Source organism: Citrobacter sp. A316 (assembly GCF_002042945.1).
Taxonomy (GTDB): domain Bacteria; phylum Pseudomonadota; class Gammaproteobacteria; order Enterobacterales; family Enterobacteriaceae; genus Citrobacter; species Citrobacter portucalensis.
In genome coordinates this window covers 207143-222542 of sequence record NZ_MVFZ01000005.1, presented here as the reverse complement: position 1 = coordinate 222542, position 15400 = coordinate 207143, and the positions used below count along the sequence as shown (strand labels likewise).

Below are 15400 nucleotides of genomic sequence, written 5' to 3'. Positions count from 1 at the left end.
TTTCTTTACATTAGAATTTATGTCAAATCGCTTATTAAGAAGAATTCTCATTAAGTCGACTTTTAAGATGTCATTGTGTTGAATTATAAAATTTAATATTGGATGAAATTTAACACGACATCATTCCTGATGCCTGATTATGCTATTAGCATAAATCAATACAGTGTGATAGCTGACCCTACGTTTAGTAAAGAACGCCCCCCTCCAAACAGGTAATGCAATGAAAAAAAATATAATTTTTCTCTCCGGGATGATTTTTTCGTCAGTCGGTCACGCCAGCGCGCTCTACTTCTATGAAGTCGGAACGGAGGATACCGCACTGGCTGGTGCAGGGCAGGCCGCTCGTGCTCAGGATGCCTCTACGCTGTTAACGAACCCAGCGGGGATGACTCGTTTACCTGACCATATGGTCACCGGAGGATTACAGGCGATGGGCGGAGATATTCCCTATACGCTGAATAATACGACAGATGGAAGACAAAGCCCTGGCAATGTAATGACACTTTTCCCCAATGCCAGCATGTTTTATACGCAACGGCTGAGTGATACCGTTTCTGCCGGTTTGGGTTTGTACGGCAACTATGGGTTAGGTATCGACTTTGGCAACTGGGCAGGGGATCGGTTAATTAAACAAAGTACCATGGTTGCGATGACGCTGAGTCCCGGCGTTGCATGGAAACTAAGTGATAAGGTGTCGGTTGGCGCAGCTGCAGGGCTAAACTATGGTTTTCTGTCGCTAAGCAGAGATGTCGACGGCCACGATGAAAAACAAAGCGATCATGATTGGGCGATGAATTACCACCTTGGCTTATTAATGGACTTAACTGACAATACACGGGCGGGCGTAACCTGGACCAGCAAGACTGATTATCATTTTAATATTGACGGGACAGCGCGTTTCCCTAATTTACCCAATATTGGATATGACCTGCCGATCTCCACACAAGTCCGTGCTCCGCAGCAGGTAATGTTTAGTCTGGTTCACGATATCAACAGGCAGTGGTCAGTGATGGGTGATCTAGGCTGGCAGGACTGGAGTCAGTTTGGCAGCCCGCAGATTACAATAAATGGTCAGCAAAGCGATCGTGATAATCGTCTGAAAGATACATGGCATACCGCGCTGGGCGTACAATATCATCCCGATGAGCAGTGGCGCATTAATGCCGGTATTGCCTATGACAGTTCACCGTACAAATCGCAAAGTGATGTAGCACTTTCGATGCCGACCGGCGATGAATGGCGACTTGCCACCGGTGCACAGTACCAGATTACACCAGCCAGCAATATTGGCGTTGTCGTTGAGTATTTGCACATGCAGTCGTCCAACGTTAAATCTGATATCTTTGCAGGCCAGTATAAAAACCCGTGGTTATGGTTTGCCAGCGTCAACTACAGCTATCAATTCTAGCGCCACTATTCCCGATTTGATATTTCACGCATTGTTAATAGTCACCATGGCGGATTATCTATCCGACAGTGTCTGGTGACCATCTGCTGGTGGTCTTATCATACACGCTGGTTTAAATAAAAATAAATTTGTACTTTTATTATTGAGCAATTTATGGTTTTAATATGAATCTGTACTACCTTCATGGAATATAGGTAAAAGCATATTGTTGTCTCAATCAAAATAATACAGGTTTGATTATGCAAATTTCACCTCCGGTACGCCCAGAACAAAGCATACAACGTTTAATGCAAGTACTTGAACCTATTGCAGAAAAGCTGAAAGTTGTGCCGCGGCGGCGTATCATGTGGAAATACAAGAATAAGCCTCAACTCTACCTTTTTTTGCAAGGGGAACTGTCCATTTTACGTTCTTCTGATGGTTTGTTAATCGTGACCGTCTATGAACCCCATCTGTTCGGTATTGCCGAAATGATCCAACCGGTACACGGCCATTTATTGCGCGCTGAAGCTGAGTCAACCTTATTACGCGTCGATGCCGATAAAGCACGAGAACTCTTTCACCAACAAAACCTGTGGGAAGATGCGGCGGCTGTGCTTTCATATCATACGGGCTATCTCTTTTATCGTGATGATTTAGTTGTACAGCAGCGTACTTATTCAGTGATTCGTAACCACCTCGAAGAGATGATTTTGTTGCCGGAAGAGACGCGCACGCGAGTCTCTATTTTGGATTATATTCAGGATCGGACCCACTTATCGCGCAGCAGTGTTTTAAATGTTGTATCTGCGTTAAAAAAAGGGGGTTATATTGATTTTGAGCGCGGAGGGTATCTTACTTCCATCAATAAAATGCCTGAGCGATTTTAAATAAACCCACAAACAAGTTATAAATCGATTATCAACATAACTTTAATGCCCTATTGTAGCGACACGTTATATATCAATCGTAAGAAAATCCTCCTCATCATTCTCTGAGGAGTTTTTTTTGTTATTCGATAAGAGAGTTCACGGACTGATTGATGCTTAACAGTCCTGCTTGATTATGCTCCTTATAATAAAAATTGTTCATCTGTTGCATTTGTTCGAGCTTTGTTAAAGAAGCATAAACCTGGTATGCCTGACTATGAACGTCAAACATCTCTCTTGGTTTAACTTTATGAAGATACTCATTTTTTAACGAACTCACGACGTTTTCAATTTGCTGTTTATTTTCCTGATATAAGGACAGGGATGCCGAGTCACGAGTTGATTTTGACTCGGGTTGTGCCTGAACAACAGGGATTACCATTTTATTGATTTTCACAACATTCTCTGGGGGAGACGTATTACAGCCAGCAAGTATCCCAGTGATGAGAAGTAGATAGAGAGTGCGCATATTTTGTGTTCTAAAGAAAATGAATGCCAATCATTATCTTTTTAAACAGTCAGGTGTCTACTAATGTTTTGTTTAAATAAAAACAAAAGAAAATTTAAAATTAAATGTTATTTCATCATCTGGTTTAACAATGTCATGTTAGCCTATGAACATTGAATCATGGCAACCTGATAAATACAGTTTTGCGAAAATTATCAACGATCAGAGAAGCAGGGTTTCTTTCTTCTTGAGAATATATTATTAGATGAGGATTTATGAAACTAAATAAACTAATGAGTTATCTGGCTGTAGCAGGTGTGTGTTCAACATCATTAATTTCACTACCTGTAATGGCACAGGAAGGGGCAAAAGATGCGACTGCTCAGACCAAAAGTGTGAATGACGCCTTATATGGTCAATTGCCATTTACTGATAAAACTGATTTTATGAACGCACATAAAGGTTTTATTGCTCCGCTTCCCAGTGAATTGATTAAAGGGAAGCAAGGAAATGTTGTTTGGGACCCTCAACAATATGCCTTTATCAAAGAGGGCGAAAAAGCCCCCGACACGGTTAACCCAAGCCTGTGGCGTCAGTCGCAACTGATCAATATTGGCGGCTTGTTCCAGGTCACCGATGGCGTATATCAAATCCGAAATCTTGATCTTTCGAATATGACAATTATGGAAGGGAAAGAGGGTATTACGATCATTGATCCGCTGGTATCGGCAGAAACTGCGAAAGTTGGAATGGACCTTTATTATAAAAATCGCGGTAAAAGACCGGTTGTTGCCGTCATTTATACGCACAGCCATGTTGACCACTACGGTGGCGTCCGCGGTGTGATTGATGAAGCAGATGTGAAATCCGGTAAAGTGAAGGTATATGCACCGGCTGGTTTTATGAAGGAAGCTGTATCTGAAAATATTATGGCAGGTAACGCCATGAGTCGCCGAGCTAGTTACATGTATGGCAATCTGTTGAAACCAGATGCAAAAGGCCAGGTCGGTGCGGGGCTTGGTACGACAACCTCCGCCGGTACGGTCACGCTGATTGAACCCACTAACTATATTACCCACACCGGGCAGAAAGAAGTTATAGACGGCCTAACCTATGACTTCATGATGGCACCGGGATCGGAAGCTCCTTCCGAAATGCTGTGGTATGTAGAAGAGAAGGGTATGATCGAAGCTGCAGAGGATGTCACCCATACGCTACATAACACCTATTCACTACGTGGTGCGAAGATCCGCGATCCGCTGGCATGGTCAAAATATATCAATGACGTTATTGGCCGCTGGGGTGGAAAGGCAAACATTATTATTGCTCAGCATCACTGGCCGACCTGGGGTAATGAAAATGTGGTGAAGTTAATGAAAAGTCAGCGTGATATGTACCGTTACATTAACGATCAGACGCTGCGCATGGCTAACAAGGGGCTGACTCGTGACGAAATCGCCGCTAACTTCAAACTGCCGTCTGGCCTGGAAAAATCATGGGCCAGTCGTGGATACTATGGTTCTGTTAGCCATGATGTGAAAGCAACGTATGTCTTTTACCTCGGCTGGTTCAACGGTAATCCGGCAACACTGAATGAATTACCGCCCGTTGATGCCGCGAAGAAATATGTCGATTATATGGGCGGCGCTGATGCAATCATGCAAAAAGCGAAAACGGATTACGCCCAGGGCAATTACCGTTGGGTAGCGCAAGTCACTAACAATATCGTCTTTGCTGATCCGAGCAATAAAGAAGCTCGTAATCTGGAAGCCGATGCCCTTGAGCAAATGGGTTACCAGGCTGAGTCCGGTCCATGGCGTAATTTTTATCTGACGGGTGCACAAGAATTACGCAACGGTGTGGTAAAAGGCGCGACGCCAAATACCGCCAGCCCAGATACCGTTAAGGCCATGTCGCCGGAGATGTTCTTTGATTATCTCGCGGTACATATTAACGGAGAAAAAGCGGCAAATGCGCAGGCAGTCTTCAACGTCGATTTAGGTGCTGACGGCGGTAAATACAAACTGGAACTGGAAAACGGGGTTCTCAACCATAGCGCTGATGCACAGGCCAGCAATGCTGATGCCTCTATTACACTTAACCGTGCAACGTTGAACAAAATCATTCTCAAGGAAGAATCGCTGAAACAGGCAGAAGAGAAGGGTGATGTACAAATTTCCGGCAATCAAGCCAAGCTTGATGAGTTCCTCGGGTATTTAGATAGCTTTGATTTCTGGTTTAACATGGTAACGCCTTAATTATTGAGACACACCATGCCATAACCCGCCAACACTGGCGGGTTTTTTATTGTTGATTATCAGGGCGTTGAATTGAAAAAGACTGTATAGCAGTTGCTATACATAAGCCTTATGACCACAGTGGGATTTGTAACTGCACCTGAGCCGCTAACTCACATTCATCAATTGGCGGAATTTGTCAGCGGAGAAATTGTTCTCGATGATTGGTTAAAGCAAAAAGGGCTAAAAAATCAGGCTCTCGGCGCAGCCAGGACGTTTGTTGTCTGCAAAACAGACACGCGACAAGTTGCTGGCTTTGATTCACTGGCTACTGGTAGCGTCAACCACACAGAAGCAACAGACAATCTTCGGCGTAACATGCCAGATCCAATCCCCGTAATTATCCTTGCCAGATAGGCCGTGGATCTTTCTGTTCGTGGAAAAAGGTTAGGGGCCGATCTGCTTCACGATGCGGTACTGCGGTGTTACAAAGTGGCAGAAAAAATTGGCGTGCGTTCCGTTATGGTGCATGCGCTCACAGACGAAGCTAAACGTTTTTATATTCACCACGGATTCAAAGCATCTCAGCTGCAGGAACGAACTCTGTTCCTTAGGCTTTCATGATTGACTATTCGACTAATGAGCAGAGCAGAGGAGGCCAATGACCGAACGAGGCCACATGGGAACTCAACTGAGTGCGCATCAAATTGTATTTAACATAATATACATTATGCGTACTCAGGTAGATGGAGGCTGAATCTGATGTTTTATGGTCATCCTTGTACAGTTCAATAATGACGCCTTAAAACCCTTTCAAGCGCCATTTCTCAGTTTTGAATGATGACCTCGACTACAACTGGTTATTCAGTTCGTTATATACTGTTCATGGTGCATCACTTACTTTTCGATAAGCGGTAATAAAATTGAGCACCTATCGGACAATGCAAAACAAAAAAAGCAAAACCATCCTACGCTTCGCGCTCTTAGTATTCTTTACCTCTATGCTATCTGGCTGCACATTAACCCGTGTTTCTGACAGCTCACACGCCAAAGAGATCCAGGAGCTAAATGTTATTGGCCTGAGCCTTGAGTCAGCAAGGAAAAGAGCAACTGAAAAAGGTTTTGTGTGCAGCGAGTACGGAAACGTAAACACGGTTGTCACTGACGATGGTGAGCATCGATGGCTTCAAACTGAATGCAGTAAGAAAAGCGCGGAGCTGTTCTGCCCGCAAATGCGTTTTGTCGTTCTTAATGTCGATCCCAACACGAATAGAGTCGTTGATGTCGGCAACTATATTAATCAACACGCCTGTTTTTGAAGACAACACCTGCATCTTGCGCTAATTATCGTATCGACTAAAGGACGCCATCTTGCTCATCAGAATCATCATCGCAATGGTCGCATTTGCCGGCAACTCCGTACTTTGCCGACTCGCGTTGAAGGGGATGCATGCTGATGCTATTTCATTCAGCAGCCTCCGGTTGATAAGTGGCGCAATTGCCCTCTTTATATTTATTGCGATAACATCTGACAGCAGAAAATTTAAGTTCAAGTGGTTAAATACCCTGCTCCTTTGCATCTATGTTTTTGCATTCTCCATTGCCTATGTTTCTCTCAGCACCGGCGCTGGTGCCCTGCTGCTCTTTGGTACTGTTCAGCTCGTCATGACGGTATGGGGAATAGCTCAGGGAGAAAAACTCGTAATTTTAAAAATAACAGGAATACTCGGGGCATTGGCTGGAATAGCAATATTGTTGCTTCCTGGTGCAGAACGCCCTTCCTTTTATGCCGCAATAATGATGGTTATTGCTGGGTTAGCCTGGGCTTTCTACAGTATCACAGGGAAAAAAATCACGGATGCTGCTGCCTCAACCGGGGGGAATTTCATACTGGCAATCCCGGTCGCTTTGATTATTCCCCTGTTCTTCCACTCTCATCTTCATATTGATATATATGGATTAGTTCTGGGTGTGCTTTCTGGTGCAATTACATCGGGAGGCGCATATCTGCTCTGGTATTCATTGCTCCCCTTACTCAGGTCCACAACGGCCAGTACCATTCAACTCAGCGTACCTTGTCTGGCCACTCTCGGTGGGGTCATATTTTTGGGCGAAACGCTTACCATCAGAATCCTTCTCGCAAGCGTCATTATTTTGACAGGAATTGGCTTAGTTATTTTCTCTGATATGAGAAAAGGACCAAAATAGTCTGATAAATTATCGGCATAGGCGATACAAAACATGTTGTGCCAATCGATGATCTGACGGCAACGCGGGATGCACAAACTCTTCTGCTTTATTCATACCAAGTCGTATCATCAGATTCTCTGACGGTTTATTCAGCACAGAAGTAAATGAAACCACTTCATTTAGCGCCAGTACGTCAAAGGCAAATGCCAGGCTCGCTTGTGCGGCTTCTAACGCCAGACCCTGGTGCCAGTATGCTTTAGCAAGACGCCAGCCTATTTCGGTGCAGGGTGAAAAATGAAATTTATCAGGTTGCGGATGCAACCCCACACAGCCCACAAACTGGTGTGTTTCTTTTAGCTCTACGGCCCAAAATCCCCAGCCGCGAGCTGCAATACCTTCACTAAATCTATCGGCCAGGTTATCGCTTTCAGCAGTCTGTAGCGGTGCAGGGAAAAAACGCATCACGTCAGAATCGGCATTGAGTGCAGCGAAAGGGGCTCGGTCTTTAGCTTCCCACTGTCGTAATATCAACCTTGATGTTTCCAGCATATTCCTGCCCTTATCATTCATTTTCATATAATCTTCTAAAATAAGTGGCTCATCGGCAAGGGCTTATACCGTCCTTTTCCGACTTTTCCTCTCATACTGGAGATTTATACATGGCCGACTGGAACCCTTCGCTTTATCTGCAATATGAAACTGAACGTTCAAGACCCGCCGCGGAATTACTCAGTCGTGTGGCGTTAGAAAATGTCCGCTCAGTTGTTGACCTTGGTTGTGGCCCGGGAAACAGTACGGCATTGCTGCATCAGCGCTGGCCCACGGCAAAAACAACAGGAGTCGATTCCTCTCCTGCTATGCTGAATGAAGCACGCAACGCATTACCTGACTGCCATTTTATCGAAGCGGATATTAGCCAGTTTCAGCCCGAGCATCCTGTGGATCTGCTTTATGCAAATGCGTCGTTACAGTGGGTGCCCGATCACTATGAATTATTCCCACATTTGGTCTCACTACTGGGTCACAACGGTGTTCTGGCCGTGCAAATGCCGGATAACTGGCTGGAGCCCACGCATGTACTGATGCGCGAAGTGGCTTATGAACAAGATTACCCAGATCGGGGACGTGCTCCGCTTCCTGGCGTCCACGCCTACTATGATATTTTGACCGAAGCGGGTTGTGATGTGGATATCTGGCGTACAACTTATTATCACATTATGGATTCGCATCAGGCAATTATCGACTGGGTAAGCTCAACGGGTCTGCGCCCCTGGTTGCAGGATTTAAGCGAAAGCGAGCAGCGTCATTACCTGGCTCGCTACCATGAACTGCTCCAGGAACAATATCCATTGCAGGAGAACGGCAACATTTTACTGGCATTTCCGCGATTGTTTATTGTTGCCAGGCGCAATAGTTAAGCGTTTATCATCAGACAGATCACAGGACTGGCCTATCGAGTATGCGCGCCCTCGCCTTTTTATCATAAGGATCTAGTGGCTATGTCTGGCATCTGCTAGTGTCTTGCAACATGTTTCTGACGGGGGGTTGTTATGTCTAAAGTCTACATTGGTGGGTGTCTGTGTGGCTCGATCCGTTTCACAGCCAGCAGTCCAAATAATTCCCATACCTGCTCCTGCGATATATGCCGGAAACATACGGGTGCCCCGACTGTCGTCTGGATTGAGTTTGATGCAGAAAATGTAGAATGGACGGGAAAAGCCGGAAAACCGACAACCTGGCGCTCATCAGAAACGACCAGTCGGGCCTTTTGCCCTCAGTGCGGCAGTTCGGTGGGCGCCATCGATGACGCCCCGGTCATTGCGCTTTTAGCCGGCGCTTTTGACGATCCTAACGATGAAGACCTTGCGCCGGAGTTTCATTCGTTTTCCGATATGCAACCCGCGTGGTGGCAAAACGAACGGCGCTAAGTGAGTTGATAGTGCTTATCCGGCATCTGTTTTGCTGGCACATTTGTTTCATCGTTCATTTGCAGTAAATCGATTTCGATCGCATTGCAAATCGCATCCAGCGGCAGGTCATTGTTCTCAGTACCAAACGGATCTTCAAGTTCTTCCGCAAGCGTATCGAGCGAGATAAAAGTATAGGAAATAAGCACTGAAATAAACGGCGTCATGTAGTGCAGATCCACCACTAAGGCGAACGGCAGCATGATACAAAACAGGTACACCGTGCGATGAAGGATCAAAGTATAAGCAAACGGAACTGGTGTATTCGCGATTCGCTCACAACCTGCCAGTACTGCCGACATATCATTTAATCTGTTGTTTAAACTATGAAATAATATATCGGACAGCTGTCCATCTCGTCTGCGTACGGCCAGCCACTCGCCCATCAGCAACAAAATGCGGTTTGCCGGGGATTGTGCGGCAAATACCGTCTGCAGATCTTTCGCGCTGAGATATTTGGCCAACGGCTCCGCCTGTGGGTTTCGACGTAACGTCATGCGTAAACAGTGGGCAAATGCGATTTGTAGACGCACAAACTGTCCCAGTTCTGCATCGTCCGGTAAGGTGGTTTTTACCTCACGCAGAAGCGATCGGGAAGCAATCATCAACTGCCCCCACAGGTGTCGGGCTTCGACATAACGTGAGTAGCAGGCGTTATTGCGAAAACCTAAAAAGATCGCAATCGCCACGCCGAGAATGCTGAACGGCGCAAGGGTAAATTTTATGCCCAGCATCGTATACCAGGGCAACATGATAATAACGGCAATGGAAAGCAGGAAGTTCAGCAGCAGACGTGAAAATATTTTGGATAATACGGAACCGTGCCAGACGAATATCAGACGTATCCAGTGTTGTTGGGGGCGAACGATCATGGTTATCTTCGGGAAAATGTGAAATCCGTCACATTAGACGTGATCGCGATTAATGTTGCAAGTTAATCGCAACATTAACTAAACAACCAGAACAATACCGCACTTGAGCTACAGAATGGCTCCGTATTTAATAAAAAATAGTATGTTGTAACTAATCAATATCCTAAAAAACCCGGCCTGAGCCGGGTCATCGGTAGTCGTCTTAGCACAGTGGTTTAACGGCTTCACGCATACCTTTTGCCAGAATGGTCTCCAGATCGGCAGAGACCTGTTCCACCAGTCCAGAAACCTGCGTCAGATCTTGTTCCCAGTGATCTTTAACACCCAGTACAGATTTGACCAACGCTTCGGTGCTTATCTGGCGATCGCGATGCTGAGACCACAGCTGTTGAAAACGTTCAATCCAGTGCGCATCATCCTGAACCGGATAAGACTCACCGTTGCGCTCTCCACGATAAAAAGCAATTAACGCAGCAAGCGCAAACGTTAAACGCGCCGGCAGTTTACCGCTAGCCTGTTGCCCTGCCAGCAGTTGCGGCAATATACGGGTGCGGAATTTGGTCATGCCATTCAGGGCAATAGATAGCAGCTGATGCTTGATATACGGGTTGCAGAATCGACCGGTTACCGCGCTGGCAAAAGAAGCTAACTCATCACGTGGTAAATCCAGTACCGGAATGATCTCTTCATAGATCGCTTTCTCCACGAAGGCGCAAATTTCTGCGTCATTCATCGCCTCGCCCACTGTGTCCAACCCTGCCTGCCATGCAACAGGGACCAGCGCGGTGTGAGCACCGTTGAGAATCGCCACTTTGCGCTCTTTGTACGGTTTGATGTCATCCACGATCAGGACATTCAGCGGATACTTATCCAGACGTAGTTCTGCGGCTAATGACTTCGGCCCCTGAATGACAAACAGATAGAAATGTTCTGCGGTGTCGAGGAAAGCATCATGATAGCCCAGTTCAGATTCGAGCTTAGCTACCTCATCACGCGGATAGCCGGTAACAATACGGTCCACCAGCGTGGAGCAAAATGCATTGGCCTGATCCAGCCACTGAATAAACGCTTCCGGCAACGCCCATTCCTGAGCGTAGCGCAGAACCAGTTCACGCAGTGCATCACCGTTGTAATCAATCAGTTCGCAAGGGATGATAATCCAGCCTTTATCCAATGCGCCGTTAAAATAGCTGAAGCGTTCGAACAGCAGACGCGTCAGTTTAGCCGGAAAACTTACCGCTGGCGCGTCGTCAAACTTATCACCCGCGTGGTAACTGATACCTGCTTCCGTGGTGTTAGAGAACACAAAACGCATATCAGGATTATGCGCCAGTTTCAGGAACTCATCGTATTCGCTATAGACGCTGATTTCACGGTTAACTGAACGAATTAGACGGGCATCGCTAACAACCTCGCCCTTCTCATTCAAACCACGAATGATAGTGGTATAGAGGCCATCCTGCGTACTCAGCGATGGCGGGAAGGTGCTTTCGATAGGACGAACAATGACCACACCAGCGTTCAGATCGGTATGTTCGTTCAGCAGATCAACCTGCCAGTCTACAAAGGCGCGCAGGAAGTTTCCTTCACCAAACTGAATAATGCGTTCAGGATACTGAGCACCGGGGAAATCGCGACGATTTAGTGTTTGCACAATGGGTTCCCTTTATGATTAGTCATACAACCTGATTGAATTGGTCCAATAGGTTAGCAAACTTTAATACATTGAAACCCTGTTTTGATCAATCCCCGGCGACAAATTAGAGCGTTTTATAGAAAAGTGTGGTCCCGGTCAGCGTCCCATCGGGCATTTGGGCGTAATCAGGTATCACCCCTATCTTTTTCCACCCGCAATTGTGGTAGAACAACTCCGCGCCACTGCCCGTCGCCGTATCAAGCACCAGCAGCGTTTTACCTTGTTGACGCGCGCAATTTTCCAGTTCGGTCATCAAATCACGGGCCAGGCCACCGCGTCGCGCTGAGGGGTGAACCAGCAGTTTGGCGACATCAGCGCGATGAGGTTGATTTTCGGGTTGATCGATAATGAGTTGGACGGTACCGACAAGCGCCCCCTGCGCGTTCTGCGTACCAAGAACGATCCGTTCTCCGCGAGAAACACTTTGCGCGATGTTCATCCAGAAAGGCTCTGATTTTTCTCGATTAAAGGGCAGCATAAAACTGATGGAGGCGCCGTCATTGACGCACCGTTCAAGAACATCGCTGAGTTCGTCGATTCGCGACAGAATCTGTGCCGCGCTCAGCACAAAGCAGGGTTTGCCGGAAGCCATGGTTTCTCCTTAGATTGACCCCCTCATACTGCTTTTAACAATCACGTAACACAAGGGGGCATATCATAGGATAAAGTTATCTATGGCTTATTCATTTGGAGCACTAACCAGTGGTAAATAACCGTGACAACGTAACGTTGCTGTTCATCGTTTAACGTTACGCCCTCAGGTATATCATGCCATTTCGCCAGACACCCTCGACAGCACGTCGCCGTAGCATGTTGAGCGATAAATACCGGGTGACCCCGCATGGGAGTCTGTTTACCATCATTGGCAGGAAACGCCGGTGCCAGTCGTTTAGCAATAAAATCCGCAGCATGTTGCTCGATGACAGGCGCACCTTTATCCAGACAATACTGCCTTTCTTTCTGACCAAGACGAAACCGCGAGCGAAACGTTGATTTCGCCAGCCTGGCAAAAAGAGGATCGAGCGTTTTCATCAGTAAACCGAGCGCCCCAGCTGTTGTGTTAATTGCTCCAGCACGGCGATACCGGCCAGTGAATTTCCCGCCGGATCCAGTTCCGGACTCCAGACAGCAATCGCCATCTCGTGTGGCACTATCGCCACGATTCCGCCACCCACGCCTGATTTCGCCGGAAGTCCGACCCGCCAGGCAAATTCCCCTGCGTTCTGATACATGCCGCTGGTCGCCATCAGTGCGTTTATCTGCCTGGCCTGCATCGGTGTGACCACGGGCTCCGTAAGATGAAAGGCATGTCCTTGATTTGCTAAAAAGACAAAGGTTCGTGCCAGTTCCACGCAGCTCATTTTCAGCGCGCAGTAGTGAAAGTAATTTTGCAAAACGGTGGTCACGTCATGGTGAAAATTGCCGAAGGATTTCATCAGCCAGGCAATAGCAGCGTTGCGTGCCGAGTGCTCAAACTCTGATCGTGCAACCGTCGTGTCATAGGCGATATCCGAAACGCCGCTTAACGCCCGCACCACTTCCAGCATCCGTTGACGCGGTGCACTCAGACGTCCTTGCAGCATATCGCAAACCACCAGCGCCCCGGCGTTAATAAAGGGATTGCGAGGGATGCCCTGCTCCATTTCCAGCTGTACCAGGGAGTTAAAAGGATGACCAGAAGGATCTTTGCCTACGCGCTGCCAGATCTCCTCTTCCTGATAATGACGCATCGCCACGACCAGACTGAGCACCTTTGAAATCGACTGAATAGAAAAACGTTCTTGCGCATCTCCCGCCTGATAGTGCTGTCCATCAACGGTGCAAATGGCAATACCCAGTTTTGAACCATCGACGGAAGCTAATGCAGGAATGTAATCAGCGACTTTACCCTGACCAATCAGCGGACGAACCTGCTGCACAATGGTCTCTAAAATTGAATTGTCCATGGCCCTGGCCACAACATGCTCCTTGCTCGCAGGTATGAAAGGCCTGCGAGTATAACAGAGCTGAATACGCAACGTCAGGCCGGAAGGCGGAATCTGGCCACGGCCTGCATAAGCTGATTAGATTCATGGTGAAGTTGTAAGGAAGAATCAGATGCAGCATTTACCAGGTCACTGGTTTGTCGGGCTTCGCCGTTCAGTACATGAAGCTGACGGGTTAACTGGTGAATACTGTTCCCCTGATTTAACGTTGCAGTCGAAATGTCGTTCAGTAACGCGCCGAGGTTTTCCACCAACGAAATAACCTGCTGTAAATTCTTATCAAGTCCGTTAACCGCCTGAAAGCCCTCTTCAATGCCCTGTAACGAGTGTTTAATCAGTGTCTGAATGTTTTGCGTAGACTGACCGCTTTTTCGCGCCAGCAGTCCAACTTCTTTCGCAACCACGGCAAACCCGCGCCCTTGCTCCCCTGCATGCGCTGCCTCGATTGCCGCGTTGAGAGCCAGGATATTTGTCTGAAATGCAATGTTGTCAATGAGCGTTGTAATCCCTCGCATTTCAGACGAGCGAGTCACAATCGCCTGCATTGACGCATTTACCGTCGCCATCATTCGGTCTCCGCCTGCCGCAATATCACGCGCCTGCACTGCGCGTTGATTCGCCAGTTCAGCAAAACCACTGTTATCCTCAACATGCGTTTCCAGAACCGAAATATGCGATGTCACAGTACTTAACTCTTCACTTTGTTTTGCCGACTGCTGGTATAGCTGTTTATTGTTCTGCGCAAGTTCGTTGATATTTCCTACCATTGCGGTGGTGGCATCATTCACCTGCCGCACCAGCGCACAGAGCCCCTGCTGCATTGCAGCAATACGTGAACTTAATTGCGCCACTTCCCGATTAAACTGACTCACCTGCGGGGCCGGACGAGACAGATCCCCGGCCGCTAAAATATCGATATGATCGATCAGCCGGCGCAGCGGCATAATCACCCAACGGAACATACTGCGCCAGACCAGAAAGGCGATAACCACCAGCACCAGAGGAATAAACAAAAATAGATTCTGTAAACGCTCAAGACTGGTCAACAGCTGCTGACGTCCAGCTTCCGCATGTCGCCCACTGTCCTGCTGAAAGCGGGCGTAATTACCGTTAAAGTCTGTCTGAAAGGCCTGCACGGGTACGGCAAAAAACGCATCAATGGAACCTGACTGCATCAGACCGTCCGCCTGCTCCTGAATACCGCTATAAAAACGCTGATAGCTCTTCGTTAGATCCGGGTCCGGTTGCGGCTTCAGATCCCGCCAGGCATCCCATGCACTTTTTGACTGCGCCAGCGCCCGATACGCCTCTTCCATTAACGGACGCCAACTCCCATCTGAACCGGTGGCGGCATCCTGCATAAAATAAATCCCCGCCCGGTTAAGTAAATCGCTGGCAGATAATAACGCCACCCGCGCTTCATCAACCTTTGCCTGCTGCAAAAGCGCGAGTTGATTACGCCCTTCATTATGTTGCGCATCGCTGACAGAGGCCGAGAGCATCAAGGAGGACACGACCTGCAAAACAGAGAACAGCGCAATAATGCAAAAAATGCCGGTTAACAGACCAAACTGACGGGGTAAAAGACGATGGAAAATTTGCGTTATGTTCATATTACTCTTCTGTATCAAAGCGTTAGACGCGAGTGTACGGAGAGTAAATGACAGAAAAATTGCAGAAATAAGACAG

15 protein-coding genes and 1 pseudogene are annotated in these 15400 nt (G+C 47.3%); 8 read left to right on the top strand and 8 right to left on the bottom strand.

Features of this window, described 5'->3' with window-relative positions:
* Positions 1-220 precede the first annotated feature (220 nt).
* Positions 221-1408, top strand: coding sequence for an outer membrane protein transport protein (locus tag BZK41_RS08620; RefSeq protein WP_079937884.1), 1188 nt, complete (start codon positions 221-223; stop codon positions 1406-1408).
* 239 nt (positions 1409-1647) lie between these two features.
* Positions 1648-2277 (top strand): winged helix-turn-helix transcriptional regulator, encoded by a 630-nt coding sequence (locus tag BZK41_RS08615; RefSeq protein WP_079937883.1) that lies wholly within the window; start codon positions 1648-1650, stop codon positions 2275-2277.
* A 121-nt stretch (positions 2278-2398) separates the two neighbouring features.
* On the opposite strand, the gene BZK41_RS08610 is transcribed toward BZK41_RS08615, so the two are convergent.
* On the bottom strand, positions 2399-2713 hold the full coding sequence (locus BZK41_RS08610) for a hypothetical protein (protein WP_249417965.1): 315 nt from the start codon (positions 2711-2713) through the stop codon (positions 2399-2401).
* A 326-nt stretch (positions 2714-3039) separates the two neighbouring features.
* On the opposite strand from BZK41_RS08610, the gene BZK41_RS08605 reads away from it, so the two are divergent.
* The 4 genes and pseudogenes from BZK41_RS08605 (at position 3040) to BZK41_RS08590 (ending at position 7209) form a co-directional block, all read left to right on the top strand.
* On the top strand, positions 3040-5022 hold the full coding sequence (locus tag BZK41_RS08605) for an alkyl sulfatase dimerization domain-containing protein (RefSeq protein WP_079937881.1): 1983 nt from the start codon (positions 3040-3042) through the stop codon (positions 5020-5022).
* Between the two features lie 120 nt (positions 5023-5142).
* Positions 5143-5625 (top strand): annotated as a pseudogene (locus tag BZK41_RS08600) (GNAT family N-acetyltransferase).
* 317 nt (positions 5626-5942) lie between these two features.
* On the top strand, positions 5943-6320 hold the full coding sequence (locus BZK41_RS08595) for a hypothetical protein (protein ID WP_079937880.1): 378 nt from the start codon (positions 5943-5945) through the stop codon (positions 6318-6320).
* Between the two features lie 52 nt (positions 6321-6372).
* On the top strand, positions 6373-7209 hold the full coding sequence (locus tag BZK41_RS08590; protein ID WP_079937879.1) for a DMT family transporter: 837 nt from the start codon (positions 6373-6375) through the stop codon (positions 7207-7209).
* Positions 7210-7218: 9 nt separating this feature from the next.
* Here BZK41_RS08590 and BZK41_RS08585 read toward each other — a convergent pair whose 3' ends face one another.
* Positions 7219-7740, bottom strand: a complete 522-nt coding sequence (locus BZK41_RS08585) for a GNAT family N-acetyltransferase (RefSeq protein ID WP_079937878.1) — start codon at positions 7738-7740, stop codon at positions 7219-7221.
* Positions 7741-7850: 110 nt separating this feature from the next.
* Here BZK41_RS08585 and tam point away from each other — a divergent pair, with 110 nt between their 5' ends.
* Entirely contained in the window at positions 7851-8609 is a 759-nt protein-coding gene (gene tam / locus BZK41_RS08580; RefSeq protein WP_079937877.1) for a trans-aconitate 2-methyltransferase, read from the top strand.
* 132 nt (positions 8610-8741) lie between these two features.
* The gene (locus tag BZK41_RS08575) at positions 8742-9119 is read left to right on the top strand and encodes a GFA family protein (protein WP_003032441.1); all 378 of its coding nucleotides are present in this window, start codon (positions 8742-8744) and stop codon (positions 9117-9119) included.
* Here BZK41_RS08575 and BZK41_RS08570 read toward each other — a convergent pair.
* The 6 genes from BZK41_RS08570 to BZK41_RS08545 all read right to left on the bottom strand — a co-directional run bounded on the left by BZK41_RS08570 (position 9116) and on the right by BZK41_RS08545 (position 15324).
* Positions 9116-10030, bottom strand: a complete 915-nt coding sequence (locus BZK41_RS08570) for a bestrophin family protein (RefSeq protein WP_079937876.1) — start codon at positions 10028-10030, stop codon at positions 9116-9118. The two genes, BZK41_RS08575 and BZK41_RS08570, sit on opposite strands and share 4 nt — an antisense overlap.
* A 202-nt stretch (positions 10031-10232) precedes the next feature.
* Positions 10233-11684, bottom strand: coding sequence for a tagaturonate reductase (locus BZK41_RS08565; protein ID WP_079937875.1), 1452 nt, complete (start codon positions 11682-11684; stop codon positions 10233-10235).
* Between the two features lie 106 nt (positions 11685-11790).
* Positions 11791-12318 (bottom strand): GNAT family N-acetyltransferase, encoded by a 528-nt coding sequence (locus tag BZK41_RS08560; protein ID WP_079937874.1) that lies wholly within the window; start codon positions 12316-12318, stop codon positions 11791-11793.
* Positions 12319-12398: 80 nt separating this feature from the next.
* Positions 12399-12758: a DUF4186 domain-containing protein gene (locus BZK41_RS08555; protein ID WP_079937873.1), complete on the bottom strand. Its 360-nt coding sequence runs from the start codon at positions 12756-12758 to the stop codon at positions 12399-12401.
* Positions 12758-13684 carry a glutaminase B gene (gene glsB / locus BZK41_RS08550; protein ID WP_079937872.1) on the bottom strand — a complete coding sequence of 309 codons (927 nt, stop codon included), beginning with the start codon at positions 13682-13684 and terminating at the stop codon, positions 12758-12760. The genes BZK41_RS08555 and glsB overlap by 1 nt, the downstream gene beginning before the upstream one ends.
* A 62-nt stretch (positions 13685-13746) precedes the next feature.
* A complete protein-coding gene (locus BZK41_RS08545) occupies positions 13747-15324 on the bottom strand; it encodes a methyl-accepting chemotaxis protein (protein ID WP_079937871.1) in 1578 nt (525 codons plus the stop codon).
* Positions 15325-15400: the final 76 nt, after the last annotated feature.